Raw genomic sequence first — 18,893 nt, forward strand, 5'->3', positions numbered from 1 at the left:
TCCCTCACTTGTTCAGTCTTCGACCGCATATGGGTCGGCAATGCCCATCAGCGCAAGCGCCTTCCGCTCCAGATTCTCCATTTCCTCGGCTTCGGCCTCACCCAGTTCGTGGTCGTAGCCGGCAAGATGGAGCAGGCCATGAACTACCAGATGGGTGGCATGGACCTCTACCGACACGCCCTTTTCCGCCGCTTCGCGCGTGCACACCCCGTGCGCAAGGATCAGGTCGCCGAGCATTCCAGGCGCGTCGGTATCCCGCGCGGCATGAAGGACTTCCTCGCGACTCAACATCGGGAAGGACAGGACATTGGTCGGCTTGTCCTTGGCGCGCCACTGCTTGTTGAGCGCGTGAACTTCCTCGTCATCGGCCATGACGAGGCTGACCAGCAGGTTCTCGTGCGCCAGTTCGCCGGCGATCTGCGCCGTGGCTTCAGCGGCGCGATTGGCGAGGTCCTCCCAATCGGTTTCCTCGCCCCAGACCGGATCGATGTCGATTTCAAGGATTGGCGCGCTCAAGCGTCCTTCCCTTCATATGCCTCGACAATGCGTCCGACGATTGGATGGCGCACCACGTCAGCGGTATTGAAGCGCACCGTTGCGATGCCTTCGACCCCTTCGAGACGCTGTACCGCGTCGTTCAGGCCGCTGGCGCCGACACCGCCGGGCAAGTCGACCTGCTTGGGGTCACCGCAGATCACCATGCGGCTGTTCTGGCCAAAGCGGGTGAGGAACATCTTCATTTGTGCAGGCGTGGTGTTCTGCGCTTCGTCGAGGATGACGAAGGCATCCGCGAGCGTGCGCCCGCGCATGAAGGCGATGGGCGCGATCTCGATTTCGCCGCTCGCAATGCGGCGCTCGACCTGTTCGGGCGGCATGCAATCGTACAGCGCGTCATAGAGCGGACGAAGGTAGGGGTCGACCTTCTCCTTCATGTCGCCGGGCAGGAAGCCGAGGCGTTCGCCGGCTTCCACAGCCGGGCGTGACAGGATCAGGCGTTGTACTGAACCGGAGATCAGTTGCGCTACGGCCTGCGCTACGGCGAGGTAGGTCTTGCCGGTACCCGCCGGACCGAGCGCGAAGATCACGTCGTGGCTGATCAACGCCTTCATGTAGTCGATCTGCGTCGGACTGCGCGGAATGATGGTTTTCTTGCGCGTGCGGATCATGATCGGCGGCGCACCACCCGGCGCCCCGGTGATGATGCCCTCAAGTGTCGGCTCGACGCTCATCGCGATCAGCGATTCGACCGCGCCGGAATCAAGTTCCTGCCCCGACAGCAGCCGCTGATGCATGCCCTTCAGCACGTCGCGCGCTCGGGCGACAGCGTCGTCGGGCCCTTCGATCAGCACGCGGTTGCCGCGCGCCGAAATGTAAACTCCCAGCCGATTCTCGATCTGCACGAGATTGGTGTCGAATTGGCCGAACAGGGCGCCAAGCACGGTCTGCTCGTCAAACTCGACCTCGACCCGGGCACGGCGATGCTGTGTTTCCGGGCGATGATGCGCCTCGTCGGCGCGATGGGGTTTACGGGCCATGAGCTCCTTTCAGGTTTGGGCCTGATTCAGAGCATAGGAACGGAAGTTGCGCGCACAAGACGCGCGCGCAGACTTTGCACAGGGCAATTAGACGAGCTGACCTGCCAGCGAGTTCGGACCGGCTTCAACAAGCTTCACCGTAACCATCTGGCCGATCTCGGCTTCGCCGACGAAGTGCACGGATTGCAGCCAGGGCGATTTGCCGAGCCACTGGCCGGGATGCTTGCCCTTGCGTTCGACGAGGACTTCGCAGGTCTTGCCGACGCTGCCCTGATTGAAAGCCAATTGATCGCGGTTGAGCGCCGCTTGCAGGCGCTGAAGGCGCTCGTCCATCACTGCTGCCGGAACATGGTCGGGCATCGTCGCAGCCGGGGTGCCGGGGCGGGCGGAATACTTGAAGCTGAACGCCTGCGCATAGCCGACGGCGTCGACGAGACGCAGTGTTTCCTCGAATTCTGCATCAGTCTCCCCCGGGAAACCGACGATGAAATCGCCCGACAGCGCGATGTCGGGCCGGGCGGCGCGGATCCGGTCGAGCACCTTGAGGTAGCTGTCTGCGGTGTGGCTGCGGTTCATCGCCTTGAGCACACGATCGCTGCCCGCCTGCACCGGCAGGTGGAGAAAAGGCATCAGCTTCTCAAGTTCGGCATGCGCGGCGATCAGGCCATCGGTCATGTCGTTGGGATGGCTGGTTGTGTAGCGGATGCGCTTCAGGTCCGGGTCAGCTGCTAGGGCGCGCGCCAGCCCGTCAAGGCCGATGCTGCGGCCATTGTCGTCCTCTCCAGTCCACGCATTCACGTTCTGCCCAAGCAGCGTGATCTCGCGCGCACCGCCGGCAACGAGCAGCTTCGCCTCTTCTATCAGATCGGCAAACGGGCGGCTGATCTCCGCACCGCGCGTATAGGGCACGACGCAGTAGGTGCAGAACTTGTCGCAGCCTTCCTGCACGGTGAGGAAGGCGGTGGGGGCTGACTTGCGGCGCTTGGGCAAGGCCGCAAACTTGGCCTCTGCCGGCATGTCGGTTTCGGTGGCGCGCTTTCCGGAAGCGGCCTCGGCAACCATTTCCGGCAAGCGGTGGTACGATTGCGGGCCGACCACCACCTTCACGCTTGGCGCGCGGGTCATGATTTCCTCGCCTTCAGCCTGGGCCACGCAACCCGCGACTGCGATCATGGGTGCCGAGCCATCTTCCCGGCGCAGCCGGCCGATATCGGAATAGACCTTTTCGGTCGCTTTCTCGCGGATGTGGCAGGTATTGAGCACGACGAGGTCGGCGTCATCCCCGTCGCCAGCGGCAGACATCCCTTCTGCTGCCAAGAGTTCGGCCATGCGCTCGCCATCATAGACGTTCATCTGGCAGCCGAAGCTCTTGACGCGGAACGTCTTGGGGGAAGAAGTTGCGGTTGAAGACATGGGCCGCGCCGATAGTGGATTTGGCAGGGTTTGTCTAACGCGCGCCGTTCATCGCTGCGAGGATGCGTTCGCGTGCCGCTGTAGCCATTACCTTGCGGTTCGCTGTCTCCTCAGGTCCGAGTGGCGCGAGGAAATGCACTGTCACCGGGATCGGCTTACTCCGGGCGAGGATCTTGAGGAAATTGTCCAGCCCATGTTCCTCCCCCACCCATGCTATCGCCGCAACGTCCGGCCCGTAGTCGAGCCACACCGGCTGTATCGCAATGCCGGGCGGGGGCGGATCCAGCGCGGACAATAGTGACGACTTGAATGGCAGCAGGCTGACGCCGTTGCTCGTGGTGCCTTCCGGAAACACGGTGAGCGCACCAGTGTCGGTGAGAGCTGCACGCACCTGTTCGACCTGGGTATGGACCGAGCGCCGGTCATGACGGGCGACGAACACCGTGTCGTTCATTTCGCACAGCCATTTGAGCAGACCGACATCGGCAAGCCCTGAGTGGGCAACGAAGGCGCTACCGCTCGCGCCTGAGATGACCGGGATGTCGAGCCAGTTGACATGATTGGAGAGGAGAAACGCGCCCTTGCGCGAAGGCTCCCCCGAGATCGCGACACGCGTGCCGGCGATGCGGGCGATGCCGCCAAGGAACACCCGTGGCCAGGGATTGTGCAGCCGCAGGATTCGCCAGACGTAATAAAGCGGTACGCATACGAGCAACAGAACCAGCATCGCTGCGAGCCGCACTGCGATGCGCAGGCGTCCGACAAGCGAAATTGCCTGACGAGGGATAGCGTCAGCCGTCGCGTTCAAGCTTCACGCCGTAAAGCTCCATGCGATGATCGACCAGGCGGTAGCCAAGTTTTTCCGCGATCTGGCGCTGGAGTTGTTCTAGTTCGGGATCGACGAATTCGATGACCTTCCCGGTCTCGACGTCGATCAGGTGATCGTGATGCGCCTCGGGCGTCGCTTCGTAACGGGCGCGGCCATCACCGAAGTCATGCCGGTCGAGAATGCCGGCTTCTTCGAACAGGCGCACGGTGCGGTAAACCGTCGCGATCGAAATGCGCGAGTCGATGGCCGAGGCGCGTTCGTGCAGCTTCTCGACGTCCGGATGGTCGTCGCTCTCCGAAAGAACGCGCGCGATTGTCCTGCGCTGGTCGGTAATGCGCAGGCCGCGTTCGGCGCAGAGAGCTTCGATGTCGATCGGCTGATGCACTGGGTACTCGTCATGAAAGGATCGGCCCGCCGATCTATAGACCGGCGGGCCAAATCTTCAACTGTACGCAATCGTATTGCGCACAGTCATTGCCACCAATCTGCCCGCGGATCAGGCAGCGGTCTTGCGGCCGCGCTTGGGCGCCGGCTTGCGGCCGAGGCCGATCTTCTTGGCAAGTTCACGGCGCTTTTCGGCGTAGGCCGGCGCGACCATCGGATAGTCGGCAGGAAGATTCCAGCGGGCGCGATACTGTTCCGGCGTCATGTTGTAGCGCGTTGCGAGGTGGCGCTTGAGCATCTTCAGCTTCTTGCCATCTTCCAGGCAGACGATGTGATCGTTCTTCACCGAAGCGCGGATCGAAACGGCAGGTTCCGGAGCGGGCTCTTCGGCAACTACCGGCTTTTCCAGCCCGGCCAGCGCAGAATACACGTTTGAAATCAATGCCGGGAGATCGTTCACCGAGACGCTGTTGTTGCTCACATGCGCGGCAACGATGTCCGAAGTGAGGGTGATCAGCGTCTCCCGCATGTCGTTCTGAATTTCACTCATGGCAAAACCGGCTTTCTATGTTTGTCCTGCGCGGAGGCATCTGGACTCGCGACTTGGTTTGGTGATCCAGATCACATTTATAGTCGCATCCCACAAGGATACAACCGGTTTCACGACAGATCGACGACGCTGTCAATGCTACTTAGGTTAATCCTAAGTATTGTTTCAATTGCCGAGTGCAAGTTCCTGGCTTATCGCATCAATTCTGGCCCCGCTGGGGGTGCGATAATAAGCCGGTCTTAATCCAATTTGGCGGAATCCGTGCGCGGCATAAAGAAAGCCAGCGGGATTGTTATCGCGCATCTCGAGGAAAACGCGGCGCATCCCGTTCTGCTTTGCGGACAGGATAAAGCGACCTAAAAGTGCGTGCCCCAATCCTTTTCGCCGGTAATTCGGAGAAATTGCGAAAAGGAGAAGTTCTTCCTCGTCGATGATCGCACGACTCAGGAAAAAACCGGCAGTTTCATCGCCGGATTCCAAGTCTTCGCTACCATCTGGTGCAATGAGGCCGTAGCGACAATTGCCGACCAGTAGCGCGTCGCTTACCTGCTTGCGGTTCCAGGCCTCACCGTACTCCGCGGCGAATGACTGGTCCATGACGGCCATGATCCGGTCGATATCATCGGGTGGCGGAGTCATCGGTCAGCCTATCCCTTCGGTCATGCTGCCGAAGGAAGGCGGGCATCGGGCGCGCGACCGTAGCTTGGCCTGGGATCTCTATGGAACGCCCGCTCGTCCAAAAGGCCAGCGCAGCGAGCATCGGGATGCAAGCTGATCGCAACCGCATGAGTGCGGTCGGCGGCGAGTGCTGCAGCCTGGTTGCCTGCCAGCAACAGAGCCGTGCTTCTCGACTTGGCCTGGGCAGGCGTGAGCGATGCAAGGGGAGCGAGCGGTGTTGCGTCAGAGTCGAAGGGTTGGAAAAACCACTCGCCGTGACCGCCAGTCATGCAGACGTCGACAGCCGAGCCTGGCCGTTCCGAAAGGGCCATCGCTGCAACCAGCGCGAGGCTTTCATACCCCTGCAATCGCGCATTCCATGCCAGTGCAAGGGCTCGTGCTGCAGCAAGGCCGACGCGAATGCCTGTGAAGCTTCCGGGGCCGATGTCTATCGCAATCACATCCGCCATGCCCTTGTCGGGAAGGGCAGCAATCATGGGGACCAGACGTTCAGCATGGCCGCGACCAAGCAGCGCGTATTCACCAGCCACAAGTACGCCATCCTCGATCAGCGCGACTGAACAAGCTTCTGTCGCGCAGTCTATCACGAGTTTGCGCATCGCCGTCGGATCAGGCTGCTCGAACTTCAGTAACTTCGGGCACGTAGTGCTTCAGCAGGCTCTCGATCCCGTTCTTCAGCGTAGCTGTCGACGACGGGCAGCCCGAGCAGGCGCCCTGCATCTGGAGGTAGACCACGCCTTCGCGGAAGCCCTTGTAGATGATATCTCCGCCGTCATTGGCCACCGCAGGCCGCACGCGCGTTTCGATCAGATCCTTGATCTGGTCGATGATGTCGGCGTCGGCCGGGTCGTCGGCGAAGCTTTCATCAGCTTCGGCAGGAACCGCGATGCCGGCGGCAGTGCCCCCCAGAAACAGCGGAGCCTGGCTGACGAAATGATCGAGCAGGATCGCCAGAACCTGCGGTTTCAGGCCGGCCCATTCCACGCCGGGTGCGGCGGTGACCGAAACGAAATCGCGCCCGAACAGCACGCCGGTCACGTCACCAAGATCGAACAGCGCCTGCGCGAGGGGCGATGCCTCAGCAGCTTCAGGCGAAGTGAACTCGCGCGTTCCGCTTGCCATGACCTGCTCGCCGGGCAGGAACTTGAGCGTGGCGGGGTTGGGCGTGGTTTCTGTCTCGATGAACATGATTCGCATGTAGGCCAGTCCTTCGCGTGGTCAAGGGCCCGACAGGCCGGGTTTTGCGCAGTTTCAGCGCAAGGTCTCATGGCGGAACCTCGCAAGGCTCGCTAATGCAGCGAGATGATCAAGCTCCCCCTTGCGCTCGTCCGCCTCGCCCCTGCCGTTCTTGCCTGCACCTTCGGTGCTTCGGCCTTGAATGCCGCCGCACCTGCGGCAAAGCCGGTCGCGCCATCGGCTGTCGCCATCCCGATGCCGCTGAATCCGGTGGTCGCGCCCGCACAGCGCCTCTGCTCTGCCAAGACTGCTAGTGGGCTCGGCACGATGCTCCTGAAGCCAGCCGAAGGCGCAAAGCCGACCAAGAGTGATTACGTGCTGGTCAATTACGTCGGCTATCTTGCCGCCAATGGGGAGGTGTTCGACCAGGGCATGCAGGCGGCATTTCCCGTGGATGGCGTCATTCCGGGCTTCTCTGAAGGCCTGCAGCTTCTATCCAAGGGCAGCCTGATGCGTCTCTGCGTGCCCTCGGCGCTTGGTTACGGCGCTGAAGGCTCAGGCCCGATCGGTGCAAATGCGGATCTCGTGTTCCAGGTCGAACTGGTCGACTTCAAGACCGTTGCAGAAGTCGAAGCCATGCGTGCTGCCCAATCTGCAACCCAACCTGCGCAGGCGGCCACGACAACGCCCTGAAAGTAACGGGTCTATTCACTGGTCCTTCATGAGAAGGCTTCCTATAGTCGGGTGATGCGATCCCGTAACACGCGCGCCCGGCGCTTCGGCCTGTTTCTTTCCCTCCTGCTGGTTTCGGCGGCTCCCGTGGTTGCCGAAGCTCCTGCCAAGGCCCCGAGCGCGGCGACGAAGTCCAACGTCCCGTGGCTCTACAAGGGCTCGGACGTTCCGCAGGACAAGGCCTGGACCTTTGGCATCCTGCCGAACGGCATTCGTTATGCGGTACGTCACAGCGGCGTTCCGCCCGAGCAGGTGTCGATCCGCGTTCTGGTGGACGCGGGTTCGATGTACGAGACCGAGCCGCAGCGGGGCTATGCGCACCTCATCGAGCACCTGACCTTCCGCGAATCGAAGTATCTCAAGGAAGGCGAGACGATCCCCACGTGGCAGCGGCTGGGTGCCACCTTTGGCAGCGATACCAACGCCGAGACCAGTCCCACGCAGACGGTTTACAAGCTCGACATTCCCAATGCGACGGCACCCAAGCTGGACGAGACGTTCAAGCTGCTGTCGGGGATGATCACTGCGCCGATCTTCACCGATCGTGGCGTCAAGACCGAGGTTCCGATCGTCCTTGCCGAAATGCGCGAACGCACCAGCGCGCAATCGCGGGTGCTGGACGCAACGCGGGGGCTGTTCTTCAAGGGGCAGCTCCTGGCATCGCGCAGCCCGATCGGCACGGTGGAAACTCTCGAAGCGGCCGACGCTGCTGCGGTAAAGGCTTTCCATGACAAGTGGTATCGCCCCGACAATACCGTGATCGTGGTGGCCGGCGATGCTGACCCGGCAGCACTGGTCGCGCGGATCGAACAATGGTTCGGTGGGTGGCAGGTGGCCGGCAAGAAGCCGTTGCAGCCTGATTTCGGCAAGCCGATTGCGCCCGCCGGCATCGATCCCAAGAACCCGGTCGGCGAAGCGAAAGTGCTGGTCGAGCCGGACCTGCCACGACTGGTAAACTGGGCGATCCTGCGTCCATGGACAAAGGTCAACGATACCATTGTCTACAACCAGGGCCTGATGATTGATCGGCTCGCGCTGGCTTTGATCAATCGCAGGCTTGAGGCCAGGGCGCGGGGCGGCGGGAGCTATCTGGTGGCGTCCGTGGACGAGATGAAGCAGGAGCTTTCGCGATCCGCAGACGCCACGATCGTGACGGTCACGCCATTGAGCGAGGACTGGAAAAGTGCGGTAACAGACGTGCGCTCGGTCATTGCCGATGCTTTGGCCACGCCGCCCTCTCAGGCAGAGATCGACCGCGAAGTTGCCGAATTTGAAGTCGCCTTCAAGGTCTCGGTCGAAACGCAGTCCACCATTGCCGGGTCCAAGGCGGCTGACGATATCGTCAACGCCGTCGATATCCGCGAGACCGTAGCCAACCCCGACACCGTCTACGACATATTCAGGCGTTCCATACCCTTGTTCAAGCCGCAAGCCGTGCTTGAACATACCCGTGCCTTGTTCAGGGGCACCGTGGTACGCCCGATGATGATCACGCCAAAGGCTGGCGAAGCTGACGAAGCCTCCCTGCGCGCGGCATTGACTGCGCCTGTCAAGGCGGCATCGGAAAGCCGCGTGGCGGCAAACGCCCTCAAGTTTTCGGACCTTCCACCCGTTGGCACACCTGGCACTGTCGCCAGCGCGCGACCGATCGGGTTGCTAGGCATCGAGCAGGTCGAACTCTCCAACGGTGTTCGCGTTCTGCTGTGGCCCAATGACGCCGAGCCAGGCCGCATCATCATCAAGGCCAGGTTTGGCGGCGGGTACTCGGCGATCCAGCCCCAAGATGCGGTTTATGGCCCGATCGGCGAGGTGGCGCTGATGGACAGCGGCATCGGCGCACTCGGGCGGGATGATCTGGACCGTCTGGCGACAGGCCGCAAGTTGAGCCTCGATTTCGACATAGACGACACGGCATTCGTGCTTTCGGCCGATACGCGCCCGGCGGACCTTGCCGACCAGCTCTATCTCATGGCTGCCAAGCTGGGCATGCCGCGTTGGGATGCCAATCCGGTGTTGCGTGCCAAGGCCGCGGCAAAGCTCCAGTACGAAAGCTACAATTCGGCTCCCAATGCGGTACTCAATCGCGATCTCAACTGGCTGTTGCGCGATGGAGACCCGCGCTATGCGACGCCAAACCCGGCCGAGCTGGAGAAGGTAACTCCGGAGGGCTTCCGCAAGACATGGGAGCCGCTGCTTTCGGAAGGACCGATCGAGATCGACATGTTTGGCGATTTCACGCGCGAACAGGCATTGGCTGCTCTGGAAAAGACTTTCGGCGCCTTGCCGGTCCGCACTCCGACAGCGGCGCCGACACTTGCCCCGAACATCCCGGCACACAACGCCGAACCGCTGGTTCTGACCCATCGCGGCGATCCCTCGCAGGCCGCAGCCGTGGTGGCATGGCCAACCGGGGGCGGCCAGGCCGGTGTGCGTGAAAGCCGCCAGCTCGAAATCCTGGCGCAGATCTTCAACAATCGCCTGTTCGATGCGATGCGCGAAAAGGTGGGAGCGAGCTACGCGCCGCAAGTCGGTTCAAGCTGGCCCCTGGATCTGCCATCGGGCGGGTACCTCTCAGCGATGGTCCAATTGCGGCCGGGAGATTTCGACACTTTCTTTGCTGCCGTTGACAAGATCGCAGCTGAACTTGCTGCTACGCCGCCTTCAGCAGACGAGATCAGCCGGGTGACTGAACCGCTCAAGCAACTGATCACGCGGGCCAGCACTGGAAATGGCTTCTACATGTACCAGCTGGAAGGAGCTGCATACGATCCGCGCAAGATTGCTGCGATCCGCACGATCCTCAACGATTACAGCCAGACAACGCCCGAGCGCATGCAGGCTCTGGCGCAGAAATACCTGCGAGCGGACAAGAGCTGGCGCCTGGAGGTTGTCCCGGAAAAACGCTGACCGAAATGTCCTCAGGCCTGTGTCAGCATTCGATCTTGTCGTTCGTACCGCTCAGGCCAGGGCCGACATTACGGTCGTCACGGACGATGATGGCTGCCTGTTCGTGTATAGTGATCGGCTTGACGAACATCGTTCCGAACAGGCCTTTGTACTCGTACCAGACTTCGGCGACCATGACCGCGCCCTTGCTGGATGACGTGATCTTTCTACCGCCGAGCGAAATGCCCGAAGCTATCGAGGACAATGCGCTGCCTGTGAGATCTGGCTTGCCATGCGCAGAGGTCTGGCGGCCCTTGCCCATGCACTTCTGCCAATGAACATACTGCTTGCCAGTCAGTGGATGGACTTCAAGGCTGGACAGGATGACCCGGCCATTCTCGGCCAGATCGATATTCGAGCCTTCCTCCAATGCGCCTGTCAGGACCGAGTGTACGTCGTTGCTGGTAATCGTGGGGGTCACGCCGCTATTGTCGGTTTGGCCAAGACGGGAAGCATTGTCAGCAAGCGCCAGAGCAACCTGGCTCGCTTCCATTGAAGCGGCGTTGAGCCATGCGATTTCGGCCCCATACATGCCCAGGATCATGAATACAGGCACAACCAGAGCAAACTCGATGGTCGATACCCCGTCCTGTCGGCTGAACAGACTTTGCAGTAGCTTCATGGGCAGCTCCCGGCCGTGGCGCCATAGCCCGTCTGGTTGCCGAACGGCTGGTTCTTGGTCACTGCGGTAGCCGTGAGCGTTCGTTCCGACCACATTTTGGGCAGGAAGGGCACCTGGAACACGGGTTTGAAGGTTGCTGTCACCTTGTAGACGACGACGTCATTGGCGGTACCGGCGCTGTCCTTTTGCCCAACGTCCTGGTCCCATTGGCCATTTCGGTTTTCGTCGGTAAAGGTCTCGCCGGCATCGCACACGGCATTGGCGTTCTTGTCGTTCCATTTCTCGGCCCTGCCGACGTCGGCAAAGTCGTAATAGCTGGTCCGGCTCGTCTTGATGGTTACGCCAGGAAGCACCGGACGGATGGCGTCGAGTACCGAGGCGTCGGCTTCGCTGGTGTTGCGCGTTTCCAATGAAGAATCGCGCGCTGCGCGGTGTACAGCGCCGGTCAGGACCGATTTGCCATAAACCATCTGCCCGATGTCCATGATGCCGATCAGCAGCAACAGGAACAGGGGCACGACAATCGCGAATTCGACGACTGTTGCACCTTCGTCATCAGTCCTGAGCCGCATTTCGGTCATTGCACCACTCGCAGTTCGCCGACCTGTTTTGCGATCGACTGGAATGCCGCATCCAACTGGTTTGCGTTGGCTGCCGTGAAGGCACTCGCGCTGGAGGCGCATGTCTGGAGTTCGGGCGTCATGGCCTGTGCAAACGCGATGACCCATATGCGGATGCCTTTGGCCTTCACGGCTTCGCACAGGGCAAGGAACCGTGAGTTATGGCGCGCAGCGTCTTCGTTTACACCATCATCGGTGACACGGCGATCATGGTACTCAATGCCCCAGGCTGATTGGATGGAGTAGCTGGGTGCCATTTCGCCATCGGTCATGAAGATCAGATGGCGCGAAACCTCGCCGCCGTTCGTGGGCGCTTGGCGAACAGTGCTCGACCATAAGCCGTCTGGCGATGCCAGCCGCGCTCCCCAGACCATCCCGATGTCATGGTAGGTCGCGCCTTCGGGAACGAGCGAATCCGCGAACGCGTCGAACGCTGTCTTGTTCATCGTGGCCAGCAAGCGCGCGCCAGTCGGGCAGAATGACGCCGCCTGCTGGCCCTCAGCCGAGGGTGTCGCGCTGTTCATGTACACAGTGCCGTTGTAGGTGACCGTCCGTATGTAGGCGACGTTTGGCCACATCGGCGCCCATTTGCTGGATGCGGAGCTGTCAGGGGCGGAATCGATTTCGAGGTCCAAGGCGCCGGCCGGGTTGAAGCCCCCCAGCGATGACCACGTGAAGCTCGGCTCGGATACGGTTGCACGCTCCTCGACGCACCCTTTCCAAGTTGACGAAACAGACGCGCCGTTTTCGCCGGTTGGTGTCGAGACCGCTTCGAAATTCTTGAACCGGCTCGTGTCATAGGTCACCGGGCGATACTCCCAACGATCGAAGACTTGCGAGCTTGTATAGATCGGATCGGCCGTCGTGGTCGTCGTTGTCACGGAGTTGCGCGAGCCGGTTCGCGACTGGATCCTGTAGTTCAGGATCAGCCAGGCGCACTGATAGAAAGTCGCCGTCTGCGGCTGGGTCACGACGGTCGTCACAACCCGTTGACCGGACGAGTTCGTTGTCGTCGTCGAGGTGGAGGTGGCACTCCCCGAATTGGCCCAGGCCGTATCGGCTGGCTTTGCGTTATTACATGATGTCGACGTCAGGTAGATGTTGGAGCCGTAGTTGGCCCAGAGGGAGTAGGTTGGCGTTGTAGTTGTGGTCGTCGGTGTCCCGCTTCTCGGCGTGCCGTAGCCACTCAAGGTCTGAACGGTTCGGTAAACCGCATGACGAGACTGGATTGTCCAACTGTCAACCAGATACGACGGATCAAGGTCGTGTAGAAGCCGGCCAACGTTGACTGACGAACTGTACGGCACGAATCCGTATCGCACACGTGCGTTTGTGCCCGACAAGGCGTTCTCGACAGTGCTGTGGAAGTTCTTCATGGCAGCGCGCAGTGCTTCGATGCGTGTCTGCGTACTTCCCGCCAGCAGTGAGGCCATGGAGCCAGTGGTATCGAGGACCATCATGATGTCGCTGTTGCCCACGCCCATCGAGGCCGTGCATCTGACGCTCAGATCAAAACCCTGGAAGCCGAAGATCTGCATCATCAGGGGCGGAAGCATGGTTGTGGCCACGGCATCGATCGTGCCGCCTTTGTCCGCCGAGGTCGGCTCGAAAGTCGTGTCTCGCGAACCTTGGTGAGTCTCGTCGAAGTTTGCGAAGAAGTAATTGTCCGCCTGCGTCTTTGCCGCGGCATCGAAGCCGTTTGTGGTTACGGCTCGACGGCCTGCCAGAACACCTGCGTCGCATGCCGCCTGCAGCCTCGTCTGGGTGCGCCAGGCGCGGCTTATGTCGATGGCGCCGCCAATCAGCGCGGCCACGGCGAAGATTGCCATGGCCGATAGAGGCAGGATGTTTCCACCGCGGCTTCGGGCCAGTAAAATCAGGAAGCGGCGAAGGGCAAGCATGGGAAAACGAACGACCTTTGGTGGGATCTGCACGGTTAACCGCTCGTCCACCAAGACATCCTGATGAGGTGACTAAGGAAAATTCCCTATCGGTGGCCTTCGGCGTGATCGCGATGATCGATTGCTGTGACAGCAAGCCTTCCTTTGCTTTTCCTGCGCAGGCGGCGTATGGGCGCGCCTCTTGAAAGGAATGGAAAGTGGCACAGAACTGGACTGCGGATTCGTGGCGCGGGTTTGAAGGGCGGCATCTGCCGGTCTATCCCGATGCCGAAAAGCTGAACGAGGTCGAGAAGACCCTGACGAGCTTTCCGCCGCTGGTCTTTGCAGGTGAGGCGCGCGCTCTGAAGGCCGACCTCGCGCAGGTGGCCGCAGGTAAGGGTTTCCTGCTGCAGGGCGGAGACTGTGCCGAGAGCTTTGCCGAATTCCATCCGAACAACATTCGCGACACGTTCCGCGTGCTGCTGCAGATGGCGGTCGTGCTGACCTTTGCCAGCAAGCAACCGGTGGTAAAGGTGGGCCGCATGGCCGGGCAATTTGCCAAGCCGCGCTCATCCCCGGTTGAGAAAATCGGTGACGTTGAACTGCCGAGCTACCTCGGTGACAATATCAATGGCATTGATTTCACTGCGGAATCGCGCATTCCGGACCCTGAGCGCATGCTGCGGGCCTACAGCCAGGCAGCGGCGACACTGAACCTGCTGCGCGCCTTCGCGGGCGGCGGCTACGCCAACTTGCGCCAGGTCCACCAGTGGACGCTGGACCACATCGGCAAGAGCCCGTGGGCCACGAAGTTCCGTGAAACCGCCGACAAGATCGGCGAAGCGCTTGACTTCATGGAAGCCTGCGGCGTCGATCCGCGTACCGTGCCGCAGCTTCAGGGCACCAGCTTCTACACCAGCCACGAAGCGCTGCTGCTGGCTTACGAAGAGGCGATGACCCGGCAGGATTCGCTGACTGGCGAATGGTATGACACCAGTGCCCACATGCTGTGGATCGGCGATCGCACGCGTTTCGAAGGTTCGGCCCACGTCGAGTACCTGCGCGGCGTCAACAATCCGATCGGCATGAAGTGCGGTCCTTCGCTCAGCGCCGATGCGCTCCTGCGCATGCTCGATACGCTCAATCCCTCGCGCGAACCTGGCCGCATGACGCTGATCAGTCGCTTCGGCCACGACAAGGTCGAGGCAGGGCTCGCTCCGCTGGTGCGCGCCGTGAAGCGCGAAGGCCATCCCGTGGTGTGGTCGTGCGATCCGATGCACGGCAATGTCATCAAGGCCGACAACGGCTACAAGACGCGGCCGTTCGACCGTATCCTGACCGAGGTGAAGGGCTTCTTCGCGGTCCACCGCGCCGAAGGCACCCACGCTGGCGGGATTCACATCGAGATGACCGGCCAGGATGTGACCGAGTGCACCGGTGGTGCCGTCGCGATCACCCAGGAAGGGCTGGCCGATCGCTATCACACCCATTGTGATCCGCGTCTCAATGCAGCGCAGTCGATCGAACTGGCATTCCTGCTGGCCGAGGCACTGAATGCCGAGCGGGAAGGGGCAAAGGCCGAAGCTGCCTGACGTCCTTCCCAGACTGCAAAATCATGGCCCCGGGGGTTCTGCCTCCGGGGCTATTTCTTTGCCTAGCGCGGGTGTCTGGCGTTCAAGAATATGCCCGCAAGGTTCTGCTCGCGCTTAACCCATCGAACACGCGTGGGCGGATTCGCTCCAGCCAGCTTCCGGAAGCGCTCCAGATGCACCCGGTCACTTGGCGAAGCCGCTTTCGCGCGGCCATTGGCCTGTGCGATCACCGAACGGCTGTCTCCCAACAGATCGAATGCGGCGGCGCCACTGGCCTGTGCCACTTCAAGCGCATGGATCAGGGCCAGCCATTCGGCATCGCCATTGGTGCCGTTGCCAAGATCGGTGCGCACTTGGGCCATCCCACGCATTACAGCCGCAACCTCGATGGGACCCGGGTTGGGCCGGCAGCCGCCGTCGAAGTAGACCTTGAGAGGCTTGTGCTCTGCCATGGGTGGGGCGGTATCAGGCCCCGGCCTTTACCGCAAAACTCAACGCCAGCTCTGCCAGCGGTCGGACTCTTTCCGACATCGCCTTGGCGTGAGCGCTTGAGGCTGTCCCGTCGATCACGCGCTTCTTGATCCCCTGGATGATGCCTGCCAGCCTGAAGAAGTTGTAGGCAATGTACCAGTCAAGCCCCGGCAATCCGTCACGTCCGGTCTTTTCGCAGTATCGTGCAACCACTTCTTCAAGTTCCGGAATGCCCAGCGCCTTGCGGTCCAGGTCCTGCACGCCCGAACGTCCGCCATTGTCCTGCACCCATGCCGTGCAGAAATAGGTGAAGTCGGCAAGCGGATCGCCCAGCGTGGACAGTTCCCAATCGAGCACCGCAACGACCTTGGCTTGCGTGGGATGGAAGATCATGTTGTCGATGCGATAATCGCCATGCACCACGCTGGTCCGCGTCTGCTCGGGGAGGGTTGCGGGCAGCCATTCGATAAGCCGCTCCATCTCGGGCATCGTCTCGGTTTCCGAAAGGCGATACTGCTTGGTCCAGCGATCGACTTGCCGGCCGAAGTAATTGCCAGGCTTGCCGAAGTCGGAAAGCCCGGCCTGCTCGATATCAACCGAATGCAATGCGGCAAGCGTATCGACCATGGCGTCGTAGGTCGCACGCCGGAATTCCGGTGTGGCGCCCGGCATTGCGCCGTCCCAGATCGTCCGCCCGTCGACACAGCCCATGACATAGAACCACGACCCGATGACGCTGTCGTCCGTGCACAGCCCATACTGGCGAGCAACCGGGAAGCCTGTTCCTGATAGCCCCGCCTGAACCTTGTATTCGCGGTCCACCGCATGGGCCGATGGCAGCAGTTTGCCGAAGGGCTTTCGCCGCAGCACGTAGGGCCCTGAAGGGCTGTCGATCTTGTAGGTCGGGTTCGATTGCCCGCCCTTGAATTTCGAGACCGTAAGCGGGCCCTGAAAGCCCACCACGTTTTCCTCGAACCAGCGGGTCAGGCTTGCCTCATCCAGCTTGTCCGCGCCTTCGGGAACGACCGTTCCCGTAAACGCTGCCTGTGCGTCCATCACCGCCTCGCTCATTGGCCGAACACGATGACCGAGCGGGCAGAATTGCCCTGCTTCATCTTCTCGAACCCTACGTTGATGCCCTCCAACGGAATTCGTTCGGCAATGATGGTGTCGAGATCGAGAAGCCCGCGCATGTAGAAGTCAACCAGACGCGGCAGATCCACGGGGAAGTGATTGCCGCCCATGATGGCGCCTTGCAGCTTCTTGTCCGACAGCAGGTCCATCGCCGACAGGCCGACCTTGTGATTAAGCGGCATCATGCCGAGGATAGTGGCCGTCCCGCCGCGCCGCAGCGAAGCAACTGCCAGGTCGCCGGAAGCCGGCCTGCCCACTGCCTCGATGGCATGGTGGACGCCGCCCTTGGTCATCTCGACGATTTCCCTGGCTGCATCCGGCCCTGCGTCGATCGCATCGGTCGCGCCGAGCTTCAGCGCCAGTTCGCGCTTCTCGGGCATGGGGTCGACAGCGATGATTCGTCCGGCCCCTGCAATCTTTGCGGCATTGACGGTGGCCAGTCCCACGCCGCCGCAGCCGACGACGCAGATCGTTTCGCCCGGCGTCAGCTTGGCGGCGTTGAACACGGCGCCGGCACCGGTCGTCACCGCACATCCGATTACGGCGGCGCGGTCGAGCGGCATGTCCGGCGTGATCGCGACGCAGGCATGTTCATGCACCAGCATCTGCTCGGCAAAGGCCGAAAGGTTCAGCATCTGGTTCACGGTGCTGCCATCGTCGGTCCGGGTGAGGCGCGGGGGCGCGCCAACCCCGCGCCGGGTGTCGGCACCGAGGCACAGCGACATGCGTCCGGTGACGCAGAACTCGCAGTGCCCGCAGAAGGCCGACAGGCAGGTGACGACCGCGTCACCCACCTTCACGGTCCGCACTTCCGAACCCACAGCCTCGACGATCCCGGCTGCTTCATGTCCTGGCACGGCCGGGAGCGGATGCGGATAGGCGCCCTCGATGAAGTGCAGGTCCGAATGACACAGCCCGCAAGCGGCCGTACGGATCAGAACTTCGTGCGGACCCGGCTTCGAAACGGTCAGGTCCTGGATTTCGAGCGGTTTGCCCGGTTCGACGAGTACGGCGGCTTTCATCTTCTCTCTCCTTACCGAGCCACGCCCAGATCGCCCGAACTGAAGCCACGGTCGCCCGAGGGCAATTCCGAATGACGGGCAAATTCGATGCGGGCGATGGCGCGGGCGTGAACTTCGTCTGGTCCATCGGCCAGTCGCAGCGTCCGCTGGTGGGCATAGGCTTCGGCAAGACCGAAGTCTTCCGAAACGCCGCCGCCGCCATGGGCCTGGATCGCATCGTCGATGATCCGCAAGGCCATGTTCGGCGCCTGGACCTTGATCATCGCAATTTCCAGCGCAGCCGACTTGTTGCCGACCTTGTCCATCATGTCCGCCGCCTTGAGACAGAGCAGGCGGGTCATTTCGATGTCGATGCGGGCCTGCGCGATGCGCCATTCCCAGATCGATTGATCAGCCACGCGCTTGCCGAAGGCCACGCGCGATTGCAGGCGCTTGGCCATCTTGGCAATCGCCTCCTCGGCCACGCCGATCGTGCGCATGCAGTGATGGATGCGGCCCGGCCCGAGGCGTCCCTGCGCAATCTCGAAGCCGCGACCTTCGCCGAGCAGGATGTTGGATGCGGGCACGCGCACGTTGTTCATCACCACTTCCATGTGGCCGTGCGGCGCGTCGTCATAGCCGAAGACGGGCAGGTGACGGACGATCTCCACGCCCGGCGCGTCGAGCGGCATCAGGATCATCGACTGCTGCTGGTGACGCTTGGCCTCGAAGTCGGTCTTTCCCATGACGATGGCGATCTTGCAACGCGGATCGCCCACGCCCGACGACCACCACTTGCGCCCGTTTATCACGTACTCGTCGCCCTCGCGGCGGATCGAGGTTTCGATGTTGGTCGCGTCCGACGAGGCGACGGCCGGTTCGGTCATCAGGAAGGCGGAGCGAATCTCGCCGTTCATCAATGGGCGCAGCCACTGCTCCTTCTGCTCGAGAGTGCCGTAGCGATGGAACACTTCCATGTTCCCGGTATCAGGTGCCGAGCAGTTGAACACCTCGCTGGCCCAGCCGATGCGGCCCATTTCCTCGGCGCAAAGTGCATATTCAAGGTTGGTCAGGCCCGGGCCTTCGAATTCGAAGCTTTCCTCGACATGATGGTGACCGCCGTTGCGTGGCGGCATGAACAGGTTCCAGATTCCGGCAGCCTTGGCCTTGGCCTTCTCCTGCTCGACCGTCTGCAAAACCTTCCACCGGTCGCCCGTCGCCTGTTCGGCCTTGTAGTCCTTGTAGCGCGGGCGGACGTTGTCCTCGATGAACTGGCGGACGCGGTCACGCCAATACTTCTGGCGGTCGGTCGGTTCGAAATCCATGAGCC

General features: G+C 61.7%; 19 protein-coding genes. 3 read left to right on the forward strand and 16 right to left on the reverse strand.

The annotated features are described in order from the left end of the window. Window positions 1-12 precede the first annotated feature (12 nt). The 9 genes from ybeY to AC3WLM_RS12660 all read right to left on the reverse strand — a co-directional run bounded on the left by ybeY (window position 13) and on the right by AC3WLM_RS12660 (window position 6,577). On the reverse strand, window positions 13-516 hold the full coding sequence (gene ybeY / locus AC3WLM_RS12620) for an rRNA maturation RNase YbeY (RefSeq protein WP_039332751.1): 504 nt from the start codon (window positions 514-516) through the stop codon (window positions 13-15). Beyond that, window positions 513-1,535: a PhoH family protein gene (locus tag AC3WLM_RS12625; protein WP_039332754.1), complete on the reverse strand. Its 1,023-nt coding sequence runs from the start codon at window positions 1,533-1,535 to the stop codon at window positions 513-515. Before AC3WLM_RS12625 ends, ybeY begins: the two co-directional genes overlap by 4 nt. Window positions 1,536-1,622: 87 nt before the next feature. Further along, a complete protein-coding gene (gene miaB, locus AC3WLM_RS12630) occupies window positions 1,623-2,948 on the reverse strand; it encodes a tRNA (N6-isopentenyl adenosine(37)-C2)-methylthiotransferase MiaB (protein WP_492477532.1) in 1,326 nt (441 codons plus the stop codon). Window positions 2,949-2,982: 34 nt separating this feature from the next. Then, window positions 2,983-3,756 carry a lysophospholipid acyltransferase family protein gene (locus tag AC3WLM_RS12635; RefSeq protein ID WP_492477533.1) on the reverse strand — a complete coding sequence of 258 codons (774 nt, stop codon included), beginning with the start codon at window positions 3,754-3,756 and terminating at the stop codon, window positions 2,983-2,985. Next, window positions 3,740-4,162, reverse strand: coding sequence for a Fur family transcriptional regulator (locus tag AC3WLM_RS12640; protein ID WP_039332758.1), 423 nt, complete (start codon window positions 4,160-4,162; stop codon window positions 3,740-3,742). The genes AC3WLM_RS12635 and AC3WLM_RS12640 overlap by 17 nt, the downstream gene beginning before the upstream one ends. Before the next feature lie 111 nt (window positions 4,163-4,273). Next, on the reverse strand, window positions 4,274-4,711 hold the full coding sequence (locus tag AC3WLM_RS12645) for a Ros/MucR family transcriptional regulator (protein WP_039332761.1): 438 nt from the start codon (window positions 4,709-4,711) through the stop codon (window positions 4,274-4,276). 165 nt (window positions 4,712-4,876) lie between these two features. After that, entirely contained in the window at window positions 4,877-5,350 is a 474-nt protein-coding gene (locus AC3WLM_RS12650) for a GNAT family N-acetyltransferase (protein WP_492477534.1), read from the reverse strand. 20 nt (window positions 5,351-5,370) lie between these two features. After that, window positions 5,371-5,988 (reverse strand): tRNA (adenosine(37)-N6)-threonylcarbamoyltransferase complex dimerization subunit type 1 TsaB, encoded by a 618-nt coding sequence (tsaB, locus tag AC3WLM_RS12655; protein WP_492477535.1) that lies wholly within the window; start codon window positions 5,986-5,988, stop codon window positions 5,371-5,373. Window positions 5,989-5,998: 10 nt separating this feature from the next. Continuing rightward, a complete protein-coding gene (locus tag AC3WLM_RS12660) occupies window positions 5,999-6,577 on the reverse strand; it encodes a NifU family protein (RefSeq protein WP_039332925.1) in 579 nt (192 codons plus the stop codon). A gap of 114 nt (window positions 6,578-6,691) precedes the next feature. Between AC3WLM_RS12660 and AC3WLM_RS12665 the strand changes: the two genes are divergently transcribed. Together AC3WLM_RS12665 and AC3WLM_RS12670 are read left to right on the forward strand one after the other, a co-directional pair. Then, the gene (locus tag AC3WLM_RS12665; RefSeq protein WP_492477536.1) at window positions 6,692-7,258 is read left to right on the forward strand and encodes an FKBP-type peptidyl-prolyl cis-trans isomerase; all 567 of its coding nucleotides are present in this window, start codon (window positions 6,692-6,694) and stop codon (window positions 7,256-7,258) included. A 54-nt stretch (window positions 7,259-7,312) separates the two neighbouring features. Further along, the gene (locus tag AC3WLM_RS12670; protein WP_039332765.1) at window positions 7,313-10,204 is read left to right on the forward strand and encodes a M16 family metallopeptidase; all 2,892 of its coding nucleotides are present in this window, start codon (window positions 7,313-7,315) and stop codon (window positions 10,202-10,204) included. A 22-nt stretch (window positions 10,205-10,226) separates the two neighbouring features. Here AC3WLM_RS12670 and AC3WLM_RS12675 read toward each other — a convergent pair whose 3' ends face one another. From AC3WLM_RS12675 to AC3WLM_RS12685, 3 genes are read right to left on the reverse strand one after another with little or no spacing between them, the layout of a single operon-like run. Next, a complete protein-coding gene (locus tag AC3WLM_RS12675) occupies window positions 10,227-10,865 on the reverse strand; it encodes a TadE/TadG family type IV pilus assembly protein (protein WP_427464217.1) in 639 nt (212 codons plus the stop codon). Further along, window positions 10,862-11,446 carry a TadE/TadG family type IV pilus assembly protein gene (locus tag AC3WLM_RS12680; protein ID WP_039332766.1) on the reverse strand — a complete coding sequence of 195 codons (585 nt, stop codon included), beginning with the start codon at window positions 11,444-11,446 and terminating at the stop codon, window positions 10,862-10,864. The genes AC3WLM_RS12675 and AC3WLM_RS12680 overlap by 4 nt, the downstream gene beginning before the upstream one ends. Further along, on the reverse strand, window positions 11,443-13,437 hold the full coding sequence (locus AC3WLM_RS12685; protein WP_492477537.1) for a TadE/TadG family type IV pilus assembly protein: 1,995 nt from the start codon (window positions 13,435-13,437) through the stop codon (window positions 11,443-11,445). Before AC3WLM_RS12685 ends, AC3WLM_RS12680 begins: the two co-directional genes overlap by 4 nt. A 146-nt stretch (window positions 13,438-13,583) precedes the next feature. Between AC3WLM_RS12685 and AC3WLM_RS12690 the strand changes: the two genes are divergently transcribed. Beyond that, a complete protein-coding gene (locus tag AC3WLM_RS12690) occupies window positions 13,584-14,957 on the forward strand; it encodes a class II 3-deoxy-7-phosphoheptulonate synthase (protein ID WP_492477538.1) in 1,374 nt (457 codons plus the stop codon). A gap of 62 nt (window positions 14,958-15,019) precedes the next feature. On the opposite strand, the gene AC3WLM_RS12695 is transcribed toward AC3WLM_RS12690, so the two are convergent. The 4 genes from AC3WLM_RS12695 to AC3WLM_RS12710 are packed head-to-tail and all read right to left on the reverse strand — an operon-like array spanning window position 15,020 to window position 18,888. Beyond that, a complete protein-coding gene (locus AC3WLM_RS12695) occupies window positions 15,020-15,409 on the reverse strand; it encodes a reverse transcriptase-like protein (RefSeq protein ID WP_492477539.1) in 390 nt (129 codons plus the stop codon). Window positions 15,410-15,422: 13 nt separating this feature from the next. Then, a complete protein-coding gene (locus tag AC3WLM_RS12700; RefSeq protein WP_492477540.1) occupies window positions 15,423-16,499 on the reverse strand; it encodes a phosphotransferase family protein in 1,077 nt (358 codons plus the stop codon). Further along, window positions 16,496-17,584, reverse strand: coding sequence for a Zn-dependent alcohol dehydrogenase (locus tag AC3WLM_RS12705; protein WP_039332772.1), 1,089 nt, complete (start codon window positions 17,582-17,584; stop codon window positions 16,496-16,498). Before AC3WLM_RS12705 ends, AC3WLM_RS12700 begins: the two co-directional genes overlap by 4 nt. 11 nt (window positions 17,585-17,595) lie before the next feature. Then, window positions 17,596-18,888, reverse strand: a complete 1,293-nt coding sequence (locus AC3WLM_RS12710; RefSeq protein WP_039332774.1) for an acyl-CoA dehydrogenase family protein — start codon at window positions 18,886-18,888, stop codon at window positions 17,596-17,598. Window positions 18,889-18,893 lie beyond the last annotated feature (5 nt).

This window comes from Novosphingobium sp. FW305-C-30-35 (assembly GCF_058783135.1).